15 protein-coding genes are annotated in these 14,149 nt (G+C 60.0%); 11 read left to right on the forward strand and 4 right to left on the reverse strand.

All coding sequences use genetic code 11. The features are described 5' to 3' along the window. Nucleotides 1–3 precede the first annotated feature (3 nt). Nucleotides 4–1,341, reverse strand: coding sequence for an MFS transporter (locus M0D68_RS05590; protein ID WP_200650874.1), 1,338 nt, complete (start codon nt 1,339–1,341; stop codon nt 4–6). Nucleotides 1,342–1,736: 395 nt separating this feature from the next. On the opposite strand from M0D68_RS05590, the gene M0D68_RS05595 reads away from it, so the two are divergent. Together M0D68_RS05595 and M0D68_RS05600 are read left to right on the forward strand one after the other, a co-directional pair. Next, the gene (locus tag M0D68_RS05595; protein WP_234487563.1) at nt 1,737–2,384 is read left to right on the forward strand and encodes a TetR/AcrR family transcriptional regulator; all 648 of its coding nucleotides are present in this window, start codon (nt 1,737–1,739) and stop codon (nt 2,382–2,384) included. Between the two features lie 117 nt (nt 2,385–2,501). Beyond that, nucleotides 2,502–2,906, forward strand: coding sequence for a VOC family protein (locus M0D68_RS05600; protein ID WP_093635138.1), 405 nt, complete (start codon nt 2,502–2,504; stop codon nt 2,904–2,906). Between the two features lie 53 nt (nt 2,907–2,959). On the opposite strand, the gene M0D68_RS05605 is transcribed toward M0D68_RS05600, so the two are convergent. Together M0D68_RS05605 and M0D68_RS05610 are read right to left on the reverse strand one after the other, a co-directional pair. Further along, nucleotides 2,960–3,118, reverse strand: a complete 159-nt coding sequence (locus M0D68_RS05605; RefSeq protein ID WP_167378395.1) for a hypothetical protein — start codon at nt 3,116–3,118, stop codon at nt 2,960–2,962. A gap of 40 nt (nt 3,119–3,158) precedes the next feature. Further along, complete coding sequence (locus M0D68_RS05610) at nt 3,159–3,365, reverse strand: hypothetical protein (protein WP_054034863.1); 207 nt, start codon at nt 3,363–3,365, stop codon at nt 3,159–3,161. Between the two features lie 416 nt (nt 3,366–3,781). On the opposite strand from M0D68_RS05610, the gene M0D68_RS05615 reads away from it, so the two are divergent. The 8 genes from M0D68_RS05615 to M0D68_RS05650 all read left to right on the forward strand — a co-directional run bounded on the left by M0D68_RS05615 (nt 3,782) and on the right by M0D68_RS05650 (nt 12,431). Further along, nucleotides 3,782–5,032, forward strand: a complete 1,251-nt coding sequence (locus M0D68_RS05615; RefSeq protein ID WP_200650873.1) for an amidohydrolase family protein — start codon at nt 3,782–3,784, stop codon at nt 5,030–5,032. Between the two features lie 50 nt (nt 5,033–5,082). After that, nucleotides 5,083–6,453: an MFS transporter gene (locus M0D68_RS05620; RefSeq protein ID WP_200650872.1), complete on the forward strand. Its 1,371-nt coding sequence runs from the start codon at nt 5,083–5,085 to the stop codon at nt 6,451–6,453. A gap of 270 nt (nt 6,454–6,723) precedes the next feature. Further along, complete coding sequence (locus tag M0D68_RS05625; protein ID WP_093635035.1) at nt 6,724–7,122, forward strand: RcnB family protein; 399 nt, start codon at nt 6,724–6,726, stop codon at nt 7,120–7,122. 168 nt (nt 7,123–7,290) lie between these two features. Continuing rightward, a complete protein-coding gene (locus M0D68_RS05630) occupies nt 7,291–8,025 on the forward strand; it encodes a FadR/GntR family transcriptional regulator (protein ID WP_093635036.1) in 735 nt (244 codons plus the stop codon). A gap of 434 nt (nt 8,026–8,459) precedes the next feature. Then, nucleotides 8,460–9,557 (forward strand): sugar ABC transporter substrate-binding protein, encoded by a 1,098-nt coding sequence (locus tag M0D68_RS05635; protein WP_200650871.1) that lies wholly within the window; start codon nt 8,460–8,462, stop codon nt 9,555–9,557. An 8-nt stretch (nt 9,558–9,565) separates the two neighbouring features. Next, complete coding sequence (locus M0D68_RS05640; RefSeq protein ID WP_244179372.1) at nt 9,566–10,552, forward strand: ABC transporter permease; 987 nt, start codon at nt 9,566–9,568, stop codon at nt 10,550–10,552. Continuing rightward, nucleotides 10,552–11,322, forward strand: coding sequence for an ATP-binding cassette domain-containing protein (locus M0D68_RS05645; RefSeq protein WP_200617313.1), 771 nt, complete (start codon nt 10,552–10,554; stop codon nt 11,320–11,322). The genes M0D68_RS05640 and M0D68_RS05645 overlap by 1 nt, the downstream gene beginning before the upstream one ends. 164 nt (nt 11,323–11,486) lie before the next feature. After that, nucleotides 11,487–12,431 (forward strand): cupin domain-containing protein, encoded by a 945-nt coding sequence (locus M0D68_RS05650; RefSeq protein ID WP_256457351.1) that lies wholly within the window; start codon nt 11,487–11,489, stop codon nt 12,429–12,431. Here M0D68_RS05650 and M0D68_RS05655 read toward each other — a convergent pair. Continuing rightward, nucleotides 12,428–13,381, reverse strand: coding sequence for a LysR family transcriptional regulator (locus M0D68_RS05655; protein ID WP_266223929.1), 954 nt, complete (start codon nt 13,379–13,381; stop codon nt 12,428–12,430). The two genes, M0D68_RS05650 and M0D68_RS05655, sit on opposite strands and share 4 nt — an antisense overlap. Before the next feature lie 328 nt (nt 13,382–13,709). Here M0D68_RS05655 and M0D68_RS05660 point away from each other — a divergent pair, with 328 nt between their 5' ends. Then, complete coding sequence (locus tag M0D68_RS05660) at nt 13,710–14,027, forward strand: DUF4148 domain-containing protein (RefSeq protein ID WP_266223930.1); 318 nt, start codon at nt 13,710–13,712, stop codon at nt 14,025–14,027. Nucleotides 14,028–14,149 lie beyond the last annotated feature (122 nt).

Consider the following 14,149-nt stretch of genomic DNA (forward strand, 5'->3'; position numbering starts at 1 on the left):
GTGTTAAGCGCTTTCTTTCGCCTGAAGTCTCAGAGCCTTCGGGAAAGTCTCAGGCGCAAGACAGGTCGCGAGCACAGTGATCAGTCCGAGAACAACGAGGTAAATGACGACTGGCGTGGCGCTACGGTAGTGAGCGAGCAGTGCGGTCGCGATCATCGGCGACAGGCCGCCGCCGAGTACGGACGACATCTCGCGGCCAATGCCAAGGCCCGAGAAACGCAGATGGACGGGCAACAATTCGCTGATGAAAGCTGGCTGAGCGCCTTCGAGGATGCCCAGTGTGATGCTGTTGGCGAGGACGAGCGCCAGGATGACTTTCCACAGCACGCCCGAGCCGAGCAGCACGAAGTAAGGGTAGGCAACCAGCACCATGGCAATCGCGCCGGCGAGATAAACCGGCTTGCGGCCGATTTTGTCCGTCACGTGGCCCATCAAGAGCGAAACGGGGATCATCAACAGCATCGACACCGTCAATCCACCCAGAATCCAGCTCGATGGCAGGCCGACAAACCGGCCGTAGGCAATCGAAAAAGCAAAGAAGATGTACGACGCAGCGCCTTCGCCAAAGCGCAGGCCGAAAACAGTCAGCACCTGACGCGGACATTGGCGAAGCACTTCGATAATCGGCATGCGGCTGTCGCGGCGCGCGGCTTTGACCTCGGCGAACTCGGCGCTTTCGTCGACGGAGCGGCGCATCCACAGCCCGAGCGCGACTAACACGGCGCTGCAGAGGAACGGCACGCGCCAGCCCCAACTCAGAAAGTCGGAAGACGACAGCGTCTGGACGAGCAGAAACGCAGCAGTGGAAAGAACGAAGCCGAATGCGGCGCCGCAGGGACTCCATGCAGACAGCGCACCGCGTTTCGATGCGGGCGCGTTTTCATGGATCAGCAAAATACTGCCGCTCCATTCCCCACCTGCCGCAAGACCCTGCAAGATGCGCAGCAGGACCAGCAAGACGGGGGCCGCGATGCCGATTTGCTGATAGGTCGGCAGGAGACCCATGCAGACGGTCGCGCTGCCCATCATCAGCAGCGTGAGCATCATGACCGTCTTGCGGCCGTACCGGTCGCCGATGTGGCCGCAGAGCACGCCGCCAATCGGACGGGCAATGAAGCCGACCGTAAAGCCGCCGAACGCCGCAATCGTCCCAGTCAGCGGATCGGTGCCGATGGGGAAGAACAGGTGGCCGAACACCAGCGCGGCGGCGGTTCCATAGAGAAAAAAGTCGTACCACTCGAGAATCTGGCCGAGCACTGCAGTCGTCACCGCGCGGCGAACCTTGCTGGTTGGACGCAGATTGGATAGGGGAGCAAGCGTAGCTGTTGCGTCAGGATTCATGGCATTTCGCAGATCACAGTGTTGGAGATCCCGCCTCTCGACAACACAGATCGGCAGGTACGACGATGCGAACGGGGCAGGCATGTCCGCACAATATGGCCGAGGCAGAAGCCGGTCAAATTCAGGACAAAAATGAACGACATGAATGGCGTGCATGACGACTCATGCAGATGCATGAAGTCAGCCGGGGCGCGGCACGCCACTTCTTGCCGCTGGCGTCGACTTCGACCGACGTGATGACTTTGTGGCAAGCTTGCTCCCACATCGAGCCGGACGACCGTCTCCCGATCGAAACATTCGTTGCCACCCAACCACCTGATTGCCGTATGCCTCGACAGCCGACTCCATCGCCACTCAAACCGCGCAGGGCGCCCAGCCAGCCCCGCTCAGAACGCATGGTCGCCACCTTGCTCGAGGCGGCTGCACAGGTGCTTGAAACGAAGGGACTCGAAGGGTTCAATACGAACGCGGTCGCGGAACGCGCTGGCGTCAGCATTGGTTCGCTGTATCAATACTTCCCAAGTAAGGATGCGTTGACGATCGCGCTGATGCAGCGTGAAAGCGAACGCTTCTATCGCGATGCGCTGGTTGCTCTCGATCACCCGAGCGGACCGGTCGCGCTCACGCATCTGATCGGCGTCTCGGTTCGGCAGCAGTTCGCGAGGCCTACGCTTGCACGGCTACTCGACGTCGAGGAGAGCAGGCCGCAACTGCGCATGGCGCTGGCCAGCACCGGATCGGTGCGCAGCGTGCTATTGGAGATCCTTACGCGTGACGGTTTGCCGCCGCAAGACGACGTGGCTGTCGCCGCGAGCGATCTGATGGCGATCGTCCGTGGGCTCGTCGACGCCGCCGGCGAGCGTGAGGAGACGGACACGACTGGACTCACTCGCCGCGTGACGGCCGCCGTGTTGGGCTATCTGACGATGATGTCGGGTGCGGAACGCAATGGCGATTCGCCTGCCGAAGACACACCGCAATCCGCGAGCAAACGCGAGCAGGCTGTACGCAAGTCGGCGGCGCGAGGGCTGAAACGCCCGTAGGACAGGGCTGAGCGGCTGTCGATGTGAAGGCGGCGACGCGAGTATTGAACGCGAGCTTTTACTCGTAACATTCTCCGTATGGAACGCAACGAGCGATCCAATTCAACGGAGATCGACATGACTCATATCACCACCACCATGAAGCTCAACCACGTGAGCTTCCCCTCGTCCGATGTGAGCGCCACCGCTACATTCTTCGAGGCCCATCTAGGCTGTACCGTCGCCGGGCGCGGCGCGAGCTGGCTTCTGAAACGTCCTGGATTCGATATCGTGATCGATGACGCCGCTGATCATCCGGTCGCGTGGCCGCATAACTTTCACATCGGCTTTGAACTGGCGACCCTCGACGATGTTCGCACGCTCTATGACGAGATGCTTGCAGCAGACGTCGTGATGAAAACCGGCGTGTTCAAGCATGAACGCGGCTCGCGATTTTTCTGTGAAGTACCGGGCGGTGTTCTCGTCGAAATCAATACCCGTTCAGATGCCGACGAGAAGTATCGAGGCACTTTCGACCTCTAACATTCTGCGCAACGGGACTGCAGACATTTTTTGTTAGAGACTTGCGCTTGCCATCAGCGCCTGTCGCGCATCACTTCCCAGCAATCGCGATGGTCCATCCGGCTAAGTTTGCGCCGTCGCGTCATTTCGCGCCAATAGTGAACGGCGACCAGCAGCACGGCGGCGCTCAACCCACACAGCCCCACAACGATTCCTGTCCACGATTCGGCCACGGAATACTCCTTGACTGTGAAACAGATCAAGCGATACGTGTCATTCGTCGTTCAGGATGCGAGCGGCAGCCTTCAGAAACATCTGTCCGTCGTGAGTAATGAGAGGGCGCTGTTGCCCGGAAGGGAGGTTCTCCAGCGTGACGAGCTGACGGTCCAGAAGCGCTTCCAGATCGGCACCGTCCAGACTCAGCCAATCCGGTGCATCTTTGAGCAGCATGAGGGTCGCGAATTCATGCGGACTGAGCATCTCCGTCTCCTGGCCAATCCTGCTTTGCTGGGAACCTGATCCGTTGGCCTCGCTACGCGAGCAGGATCGATTCGGGGATGGCTACTGCAGGCTGTCACCTTGCGTTCGGGTGACATGTCGCGCGCCATGGCACTCATCTTAATGCTGAGTTGTCCAATAGATCAATATTTGGGAAAAAATTTTTCGGAATTTTTACGCTACCTTCGTGAAGCCGTCGCGGCGCAGCATGACCCGTCGAGCGGCAATTGCGTGCCGCTTCGCACAACGTGTTCGTTAGCGCGCAGACGTGATGCGTGTCACACTGATTCCGGTGAATATTCTGGCAGCGCTTCCATATGCTTCCATACGCCCGCCTGCATACCCGAGGTGAGTTCCGGACGCCGGGCGCTGCGATCGAAACCTGAAGGAGACAACCGTTGACCACCTTCCTCCTACGTAACGGCGCACTGCTCGACCCTACCCATCCTGATCTTTTAGAAGGCTTCGAAGTCCTCATCGAGGACGGTTTCGTCCGCGAGGTTTCCGACAAGCCGATAAAAAGCGGCAGCGCGAGCGTGATTGACGTCAAAGGCAAAACGATCATGCCTGGGCTGATCGATCTGCATGTGCACGTCGTCGCGATCGAGTTCAACCTGCCGCGCGTGGCGACGCTACCTAACGTGCTGGTGACGCTGCGCGCCGTGCCGCTCATGCGTGCGATGCTGCGCCGCGGCTTCACCACCGTGCGTGACGCAGGGGGTGCCGGGTATCCATTCAAGCAGGCGGTCGAGTCAGGACTGATCGAAGGCCCGCGCCTCTTCGTGTCCGGCCGCGCGTTAAGCCAGACCGGCGGCCACGCCGATCCGCGCGCCCGCTCCGACTACATGCCACCCGATTCACCCTGCGGATGCTGCGTGCGTGTGGGTGCGCTGGGCCGCGTGGCGGACGGCGTCGATGAAGTGCGCCGGGCCGTGCGCGAGGAACTGCAGATGGGCGCCGACCAGATCAAGATCATGGCGTCGGGCGGCGTTGCTTCACCGACCGATCCTGTCGGCGCATTCGGTTACTCCGAAGACGAGATCCGCGCGATCGTAGCGGAAGCTCAGGGGCGCGGCACCTATGTGCTCGCTCACGCCTATACGGCTGCGGCGATCGCGCGCGCAGTGCGCTGTGGCGTGCGCACGATCGAGCACGGCAATCTGATTGACGATGAGACGGCCCGCCTCGTTGCGGAGCATGGCGCGTATGTTGTGCCAACCCTTGTTACTTACGACGCCCTTGCAAGCGAAGGCGAGAAGTATGGCTTGCCGCCGGAAAGTATCGCCAAGGTCGCGGACGTACACGGCGCCGGCATGCACTCGATTGAAATCATGAAGCGCGCCGGGGTCAAGATGGGCTTCGGTACGGATTTGCTCGGTGAGGCACAGCGTCTGCAAAGCGATGAATTCCGGATCCTGGCCGAGGTTCTCTCGCCAGCCGAGGTGATCGCAAGCGCGACCCTCGTTGGCGCGGAAGTGCTGGGCATGCAGGACAAGCTCGGCAGAATCATGCCGGGTGCCCATGCCGATGTGCTGGTGGTCGACGGCAATCCTCTGAAGTCCGTCGATTGCCTGTTGGGCCAGGGTGAGCATATTCCGCTCGTGATGAAGGATGGCCGGCTCTTCGTCAACGAACTCGAAAGATATTGACCGTAGTACGCTCGTCCGCGGTGCCCCACAGTCCCTATCGGAGCCTGTTCATGACGATGATTTCCGCCCGCATCGAGCGCCTGCCGTTTTCAGCTTTTCACCGCCGTCTGCTATTGATGGGCGGCCTCGGCTACACCTTCGATGCGATGGACGCCGCCGTGCTCGCTTTCCTGCTGCCCGTGTTGCGCACGCAATGGGGGCTGACGAGCGTACAGACGGGCGTACTGGGAAGCGGCACGTTCATGGGCTATTTCGTCGGCGCGATGCTGGCGGGCATGCTCGGCGATGTCATCGGCCGGCGCAAGGTCATGATGTATGCGCTCGTGATTTACTGTGTCGCGTCGCTTGCCAGTGCACTGGCGAACGACTGGGGATTTTTTCTCGCGACGCGGATTGTCGCCGGGTTAGGAACGGGAGCGGAGAGCGCCATCGTCGCGCCGTTTCTCTCCGAGTTCGTGGCGCGGCGGTATCGCGGGAGTTTCACGGGCAGCCTCGCAGGGTTTTTCTCCTTCGGCTTCGTAGCGGCTGCATTGCTCGGCTATCTGGTGATCCCGCTCGCGCCCAATGCATGGCGCGCCGTGATGGTCATCACCGCGCTGCCCATTCTGATGCTGCTGTGGTGGCGCCGTGCGTTGCCCGAGTCGCCACGCTGGCTCGAGGCGCGTGACCGGCATGCGGAGGCTGATGCGATCGTGTCGAGGATGGAGGTGGAGGTCACTCAAGCGGGCATCCAGTTGGAGCCGCTGTCTCCGGTGCGCGACGGAACCGTTCCGCTCGCAGCCGGACGAGCCTCGATCGTCGCGAACGTCAAGGCGTTGTGGGCGACGAAGCTCGCGCGCATCACAGCCATGACTTGGCTGATGTGGCTATCCATCACGTTTAGCTACTACGCTTTTTTCACGTGGATTCCCGGCTTGCTGGTTCAAAACGGGATGACGATCACGCGGAGCTTTTCGTATTCGCTCGTGATTTACCTTGCCCAGATCCCGGGATACTTTTCAGGCGCGTGGCTCAACGAGAAGATCGGCCGGCAGGCGACGATCGCGTCATACATGATCCTGGGCGGCGTATCGGCGCTTGGGCTTGCGTTGACGGGTACGGATGCCGGCATCATGGTGTCAGGAATCCTGTTGTCGTTCTTCATGAACGGCACCTATGCGGGCGTTTACGCCTATACGCCCGAGGTGTTTCCCACCGACGTGCGCGCAACGGGCACCGGGCTCGCTTCGTCAGTGGGCCGGCTGGGCGCGATTGCTGCGCCTATCCTCGTTGGGTACGTCTATCCGAAACTGGGCTTTGGCGGAGTGTTCGGCGCGACAACGCTGGTGCTGCTGACGGGTGCGATGGCCGTGCTACTCATGGGAGTGCCGACACGCGGAAGATCGCTCGAGGACATTGCAGCGGGGCAAATCGAACAGTAAGGAAAGTAAACTTCAGAGCCAACTCGGCTAGCGCCGTCAGCACACGTTCCGATGACGCCACTGTGTCACGCAACGCGAATCCGTGAAGCCACCAGGCGCGGTTTTGGCGATCAGGCATTCTTATGACATTATCTGCCAGCGCGGACGTGGTGAGCATTGATGAGCGAACTACGTCGCGTAGCCATGTAATCGACACGCAGCAGGCGTTTCACGGCAGACAGAGCTTCGAGCGCCACGCTGTTATCGCGTCATTCTCTCAAAGGCAAAGCCATGAAGTTGACAATCGCCGCACCACTTTTGATCATTTCGTTACTCGGCACGTCCACTGCCGTCTTTGCGCAGCAGCATGACGACAATCACGGCCACGGCCAGCCTTCACACGACCGACCGAATCCGGGTCACGGGGACCAGCATGGACATGGCCGCGGCCCTGCGCCGCACGATGCGTCTTTAGGAGGGCCGGGCGGTCCCGTTCCTCACAACGACTGGCACAAGGGTGAGCGGCTTCCGACGGAGTATCGCGACCGCAATTACGTTGTCGACAACTGGCATGAGCACGGCCTGCAAGCGCCGCCGCGCGGGTATCAATGGGTCGGCGTGAACGGGGACTATGTACTCGCCGCCATCGCGACGGGTGTCATTGCCAATGTCCTGCTAGCCGGGCACTAGCCAATCGAGCTGGACTCGATTAGCGCCAAATGTCGCGTGCTATGCTTGGACCGGCAAGTATCTCCACGCTACCCAGCTCTATCCGTGTCGACGACGAGGTAAGTGCCATTCAGAACGCCGCACCGGTCGGCGCAAAAACTGAGCCGGACACGACCGCGATCGTTGACCATGGACTATCGTCATCTGCAGCAGCGCAAGAGCCTGCATGGCCGCATCGTGCAGGAGCTCGGCATGGATATCGTCGGCGGCAAGCTACAGCCGGGCCAGCGCTTGCCTGCTGAGGCCGACCTGTGTGAGCGGTACGGCGTTAGCCGCCCCGTGCTGCGCGAGGCCACCCGTGTGCTCGTGGCGAAAGGGCTGGTCGTGTCGAAAACGCGTGTAGGCAGTGTTGTGAAGCCTCGAGCGGAATGGCACATGCTTGACCCCGATGTCCTGTTCTGGACGATCAACAGTGTTCCGGAAGGCGAATTCTTCAGCTCACTCCTGACCGTGCGCCGTGTGATCGAACCCGCGGCAGCGGCGCTCGCCGCCACGGCCGCAACTAGCGACGATCTTGCGCGTATTGCATCGGCTTACGATCAGATGGAGCGCGCCGAAACCGCAAGCGCGCTACTGGATCCCGACCTCGAGTTTCACCGCGCCATCATGGCGGCTACTCACAACGACCTGTTGGCCTACATCGGCAACATGCTCTCGCTTGCCCTGACGGAATCGATCAAGCTGACGAGTCGTCATCCCGACACACACGCGCTTTCGTTGCCGCGGCACAAGGCGATTCTTACTGCAATCCAGAGTCGTGACCCGTTGGGCGCGCGGCATGCAAGTCTGGTCCAACTCGACAATGCGCGCGTAGACGCCGAGCGCGTTCTGGAAACCGGCAGCCAGTTTCAAACAGAACCCTGATACGAACGGGTCGGTTGAGCCCAACCATTGAGCGAAGCGCTTCGTTCTTCCTGTCTCTTTCCTTCCAGACGCTAACTGGATAGTAATACTATTAAAGTGGCCTATCGTTCAGATCATTTCGACAACGCATGACCGGTGGCTGGCGAGCGAGGCCCATCCTGTCATTGTGTTGCGCAGCATGGCGGGACGCGAATACAGAGCACTGCGCTGCACCGCAAAAATTTAATTAGTCCGACTAGTTAAGGGTATACATCGATTAGTAGGCAATAGGGCGTGATATAGCATTTTCTGGAGGGTAGTCATGCGTACGCGCGTGCACGTGGGTTTCATGAAAGGAATGATTCCCGGCTCCGGTGCTGTTCTTGCCGGGGCTTTTCCTGCTTGCGCCGTCATGGACATTGAAGTGTTCAACAACTGAGAGACGGGAGACTGAGATGGCGCAAGCGAAGGAAGACAAAGACCAAAGGGACCAAAAGGACGAAGTGCAAGGCATGCGTCGCGGCTTGCTGCAGGGCGCGGGCCTATCCGCAGCACTGGCGCTAATGGGTGGAATGATCACGCCGGCGCAGGCGGCCGAAGCCGGATCGTTCCCGGCGCACAAGCGGTGGAAGATCGTATTCGTCAACCACGTCACAACGAATCCGTTCTTCGTTCCCACGCAATACGGCATTCAGGATGCGACCGCGTTGCTGGGCATGGACTATCAATGGACCGGCTCAGCCAATGCAGACATTGGCGAAATGGTGAACGCGGTCAACGCGGCGATTGCCGGCAAAGCTGACGCGATCGCCGTACCGATCGTCGATCCCAAGGCGTTCGACAAACCCATCCAGGCCGCGCTCGACGCCGGCATTCCCGTGTTCGCCTACAACGCCGACGCGCCCTCGGGTTCGACGAATCCGCGCCTTGCCTATATCGGTCAGGATCTTTATCTGTCCGGCTACCAGATGGGCGAGCGAATCGTCAGCCTCATCGACAGCGGCCTTGTCGCGCTCTTTATCGCCACGCCTGGCCAGCTCAACATTCAGCCCCGGCTTGACGGCGCAGCGGCTGCCATCAAGAAATCGGGCAAGAAGATCGACGTGCAGACCATCGCAACCGGTGCGACCGTCAACGAGGAACTATCGAAGATCAAGTCCTTCTTTCTCGGCCACCAGGATCTCAAAGGCATGTTTGCCGTGGATGCAGGCAGCACCCAAGGCGTTGCCGAGGTGATGAAAGAATCCAACTTGCCCGCCAAAGGTGTGCACGGCGGGGGCTTTGATCTGTTGCCGCGCACGGTCGATCTGATCCACGAAGGATTCCTGGACTTCACGATCGACCAGCAACCTTATGTACAGGGTTTTTATACGGTGCTGGAGGCCTTCATCTTTCTTTCATCCGGCGGGCTCGTTGGGCCGGCCAATATCAACACCGGTCTGAAATTCGTCACCAAGGGCACTGTCGATCCTTACCTGACTACTTCGACGCGCTATGAAGGCAAAAGCACGAAAGCCCAGATCGTGCCACGTACAGGCGCGATCAAAGGGTGAGCTCTGCCGTGCCGAATCAACCACCCGCTAAACGCCCGAGGCGCTGGTCAAGCGCGCTCGGACGTTCCAGCGAGATTCGCATTCTTGCCGTTGCACTCATCCTTTGCATCTACTTCGAGACAGTCAATCATGACTTCCTGCTGACCGGCGCGAGTCTGCAGAATCTCTCGCAGTTCATCGCCCCGGTGGCGATCATTGCCTTTGGCGAAATCATGCTGATGATCGGGGGAGAGATCGATCTTTCCGCCGGGATGGTTTTTGCGTTTGCGCCTTTCATCATGCATTTTTCTCTCGAGGCAGGTTTGCCGGCATGGCTTGCGATGTTCACCGGCGTTATTGCGGCGGGCCTCGTCGGGCTCATTAACGGCGCGGTGACGGTCTATCTGCGCATCCCATCTTTTGTGACGACGCTCGGTACGTTGTTCTTCGTGAACGGCCTCACGCTGACGATCTCGCGAGGTACACCGGTTTCACCACCGGAGGATTCAGTATTTGCGGCGGTCATGGGGGGATGGGGATACAGCGAGATCATCTGGACGCTGGCCATTGCCGCGGTCATGCACGTGCTGCTTCGTCATACACGCTGGGGTTTGCATACGATCGCGTCGGGCGCGAATCCGCTGGGCGCGAGCGAGGCAGGGATACAGGTCCGGCGGCTGAAGCTCGGCAACTTTATTCTTGCCGCGTTACTGGCCGGTTTGACCGGGATTCTGGAGGGTTTTCGCATCACGTCGATCGATCCGCAAGCGGGCGGTAATCAGATCATGTTTCTTGCCGTTGCCGCAGCCGTGATTGGCGGCACGCCGCTCGCCGGTGGATCGGGCACGATCATCGGTGGGCTGATCGGTGCGGCGGTGCTTGGCATTCTCAACGACGGCTTCACGCTGATCGGCATCAACGCCTTCACCTTCAACATGATTCTCGGCGCGGCGATCCTCGGGGCCATGATCTTCAACATCCACGTGGTTCGTCTCGCGCGCAAAGGGGAGTTGTGATGGCCGAGGTGCTGGAGGCGCTGCGCGGTGAGGATATTGTCAAACGTTTCGGCGCGGTCACCGCGCTCGACGGCGTGTCGCTGACGCTAAGACAAGGAGAGATCCTTGGCGTGCTGGGTGACAACGGGGCGGGCAAATCGACCTTGATCAAGATTCTGACCGGGTTTCATCAGCAGACCAGCGGCAAGCTTTTTGTAGGCGGCGAGGAAACCATGCTTCGCTCGGTCGATCACGCCCGTTCACTCGGCATTGAATGCGTCTATCAGGATCTGGCGCTCGCCAATTCGCTGAGCATTTATCACAACATGTTTTTGAATCGGGAGATCATACGTCGGGGCCCGTTTCGCTTGCTGAACAATCGCGCCATGCGTGAGCGCGCCGCGGAGTGTCTTGAAGAAATCGGCGTGCATGTGCCTTCGGTCGATTTGCCGGTCGAGCAGCTTTCCGGCGGACAGCGACAGGCTATCGCAGTCGCGCGCGCGGTCAATTCGAATGCCAGGATATTGCTCCTTGACGAGCCGCTCGCTGCGATGGGCGCCCGCGAGGCCGGACTGATCATCGACCTGATCCTTCGACTCAAGAATAAAGGTGGCCTGTCCATCATCATGATCATGCACAACTACGCGCAGACGCTCGACATCGCGGACCGCGTGATGCTGATGCAACGCGGGCGTGTCACTTACCAACGGGAAGCAGCCAGCACGTCCGTCGAGGAACTGATGGATATCGTGCGACGCGAATATCGGGCAATGCGGGCAGCGACAAACTGACACCGGACTGTACGCACGGTATGCCCCTTTGCGCAAAAGTGATTTCGATTTCCGGCACTTCTGAGGCCAGCGGCCCGCACCTATAGTCAGGTCAGCTTTCGGACGCTAACCCCAACTTCATGAGGGGACCCGGACGAAATCCGCCTAACCCAAAGGAGCAGACCATGTTGACCAGGACGTCCCCGGCGCTTCTCGCCGAACCCGCTACTGCAACCTTGGACGCGCAATACTTCGAGTACACGTCGTCCGCCAATCCGATCGGCGCGAAGCTCATCTCGCGCGTGCCTTTCCGCAATTTCCCGCCTTCGCTGTACGCGGATGGCGCAACCCGAGTTGTGCCGCTCGACCTCTCCGCGGAGTTGGGTTGCCCCGGCCCCGCGACCGGCCCTGGTTTGAGCGCCAATTTTCTGCGCATCAACGCAGGTGACGCATTGACGCTTGCCCCGAACGCGACCTCGCAGGTCTGCTACGTCATTAGCGGGACCGGCAGCGTGACGCAGGCCGAAACAAGCTTCCCATTCGCGCAGGGCGATTTCTTCACGCTGCCAGGCGGCGATGCTGCCGTGCTTTCCGCCGCAGCGACGGCCACGCTCTATTACGTCAACGACGCGCCGTTGCTCACCTATCTCGGCACGACCGGCGTCCGCGCGCGCTTTGCGCCGACGCTCTATCCGGCCGCTCAGGCGCAGGCGGAATTGCGCAAGGTCTCGGAAGAAGCCAATGCGGGCCGCCGCAACCGCATCAGCGTGCTGATGGGCAACGCCAATTTCCCGCAGACGCGAACGGTCACGCATGTGTTGTGGGCCATGTTCGGCATCGTGCCGCCCAACTCGATCCAGAAGCCGCACCGTCACCAGTCGATTGCACTCGACTTCATCGCCGGGGGCAAGCCAGGTGTCTATACGCTGGTGGGTACCGAACTGGACGAGAACGGCAATATCGTGAATCCGACACGCGTCGATTGGGAGGCCGGGATGGCTTTCGTTACGCCGCCGGGGTACTGGCATGCGCATTTCAATGAAACGAACGAAAACGCTTATGTGATTCCGATCCAGGATGCCGGCTTGCAGACCTGGCTGCGCACGCTCGATATCCGCTTCGCCCTTTAAGCCTTAAGCGTCAACGCGAGTCCGTCGTCCCAGTACGGCGGCTCGCCAAACATCTCGGCGTAGAAATCCACGAACGCGCGCACTTTCGACGAGACGATTTTCTTCGGCGGGTAGACCGCCCAGACCGCGGGTTCGGCTCGTCCCGTGCGTGCTTCCCATTCAGGCAGCACGTGCAGCAGGTGCCCTTCGCGCAGGGCTGTAGACGCGAGCCAAGTCGGCAGAAGAGCCAGGCCGCAGCCGGCCACAGCGAGTTCCAGTACGGCTTCGGAGTCGTCTGCGCGCAAGCGCCCTTGCAATTCCACCAGCACCTGTTCCGGCGACGCCTGTGCATCCGCGACGCGGGTGAAAGACCATTTGTCGTCGGGCAGCAGGGGTAAGCGAAGCGTATCGTGCGCGGCCAGATCTTCAGGGACAAGAGGCATCCCGCTGCGTTCGAAATATGCCGGGCTGCCACAGACGATACGACGATGCGGCGCAATGCGTTTAGCCATCAACGAAGAGTCGGGCAGCACGCCGATACGGATTGCCACATCAATGCCGGCTTCGATCATGTTGAGCGTTTCGTCGGTCGACACAATATCGAGGCCGATGTCGGGGTAGCGCGTCATGAACGCCGGCAGATGCGGCACGATATGCCGGCGCCCGAATGCCGAGGGCATCGTGACGCGCAGCACGCCTTGCGGTGTGAGATTCAACGATGACGTAACCTGACGTGCGTCGTCGAGCGCCTGCAGGGCAATCATGGCGTGTTCGCGAAACAGTCTGCCGCCTTCGGTCAGAACGAGCCCTCGCGTCGACCGGTTGAAGAGGGCAATGCCCAGATCCTTTTCGAGCTCGCTGACGTAGCGCGAGACGGTCGAGGTCTTGACTGCCATTTCATGGGCCGTCTTGCTGAAGCTCTGCAGTTCGGCTGCGTTAATGAAGGCCCGTACCGCGGCAAAATAATCCATGGCTATATTTCCCGCATGAAACAACGGACGAGTTGTGGCAAGTAAAAAATTCACCCTCGAAAAATGCCAGGCGACTGACTGTCAACGATCGACGTGCATGTGTCGCTGTGAGTGTCGAAGGATAACCCCTTAGTCATCACCTTTGCAGCGAGAAAGGGGGGCTGCTGAAGCGAACATGACACCAATGTAATGTGAGCGTCAGCGTGCATCCATCTTCACCGTACAGAATAAGGAGCACTCACTCACGTCTCTACGAGGTGGTGAGATCGGAGGCTTCAGTCACAGTGGCGTGAAGCTGACCAAACTCAAGTTCGGGAGATATTTCATCATGAAGACCCTTATCTATGCAGCGTTGATTGCCGGCATATTCGCCGCTCCAGTTGCCTCTTTCGCGCAGGACGCTGCGGCTCCGTTGACGCGGGCCGAAGTACGCGCGGATCTGATTCGCGTAGAACAGGCCGGGTACCGGCCGGCCGCCAAAGATGTGCACTACCCAGACGATATTCAGGCAGCAGAGGCGCGTGTTCAAACGCAGAATGTCGCGGCGCGGGGGAGCACGGATGTAGGCGGAACGTCGGATGGCTCATCGCAGGCGGGTGCGCCGACGGCAACCGTAAATACTCATTCGATCTATTTCGGTCACTGAAGCTCGCGGACCTCACAAGCCATCGTTGATTACTTCTTTCGGCGTATTGAGTGAATCGCCGTCTGAAAATACCAACATCGGCGAGATGAGCAAGCGCCATGGAATGTTTCAGATCCATTACA

Source organism: Paraburkholderia sp. SEWSISQ10-3 4, assembly GCF_030464785.1.
Lineage (GTDB): Bacteria > Pseudomonadota > Gammaproteobacteria > Burkholderiales > Burkholderiaceae > Paraburkholderia > Paraburkholderia aspalathi.

What these genes read in the sequence shown, in the direction of transcription:
- M0D68_RS05655 (WP_266223929.1), bottom strand. Translation starts at nt 13,381, where the DNA reads ATGGATTATTTTGCCGCGGTACGGGCCTTCATTAACGCAGCCGAACTG.
- M0D68_RS05620 (WP_200650872.1), top strand. Translation starts at nt 5,083, where the DNA reads ATGACGATGATTTCCGCCCGCATCGAGCGCCTGCCGTTTTCAGCTTTT.
- M0D68_RS05610 (WP_054034863.1), bottom strand. Translation starts at nt 3,365, where the DNA reads ATGCTCAGTCCGCATGAATTCGCGACCCTCATGCTGCTCAAAGATGCA.
- M0D68_RS05630 (WP_093635036.1), top strand. Translation starts at nt 7,291, where the DNA reads ATGGACTATCGTCATCTGCAGCAGCGCAAGAGCCTGCATGGCCGCATC.
- M0D68_RS05625 (WP_093635035.1), top strand. Translation starts at nt 6,724, where the DNA reads ATGAAGTTGACAATCGCCGCACCACTTTTGATCATTTCGTTACTCGGC.
- M0D68_RS05645 (WP_200617313.1), top strand. Translation starts at nt 10,552, where the DNA reads ATGGCCGAGGTGCTGGAGGCGCTGCGCGGTGAGGATATTGTCAAACGT.
- M0D68_RS05650 (WP_256457351.1), top strand. Translation starts at nt 11,487, where the DNA reads ATGTTGACCAGGACGTCCCCGGCGCTTCTCGCCGAACCCGCTACTGCA.
- M0D68_RS05660 (WP_266223930.1), top strand. Translation starts at nt 13,710, where the DNA reads ATGAAGACCCTTATCTATGCAGCGTTGATTGCCGGCATATTCGCCGCT.
- M0D68_RS05590 (WP_200650874.1), bottom strand. Translation starts at nt 1,341, where the DNA reads ATGAATCCTGACGCAACAGCTACGCTTGCTCCCCTATCCAATCTGCGT.
- M0D68_RS05600 (WP_093635138.1), top strand. Translation starts at nt 2,502, where the DNA reads ATGACTCATATCACCACCACCATGAAGCTCAACCACGTGAGCTTCCCC.
- M0D68_RS05595 (WP_234487563.1), top strand. Translation starts at nt 1,737, where the DNA reads ATGGTCGCCACCTTGCTCGAGGCGGCTGCACAGGTGCTTGAAACGAAG.
- M0D68_RS05635 (WP_200650871.1), top strand. Translation starts at nt 8,460, where the DNA reads ATGGCGCAAGCGAAGGAAGACAAAGACCAAAGGGACCAAAAGGACGAA.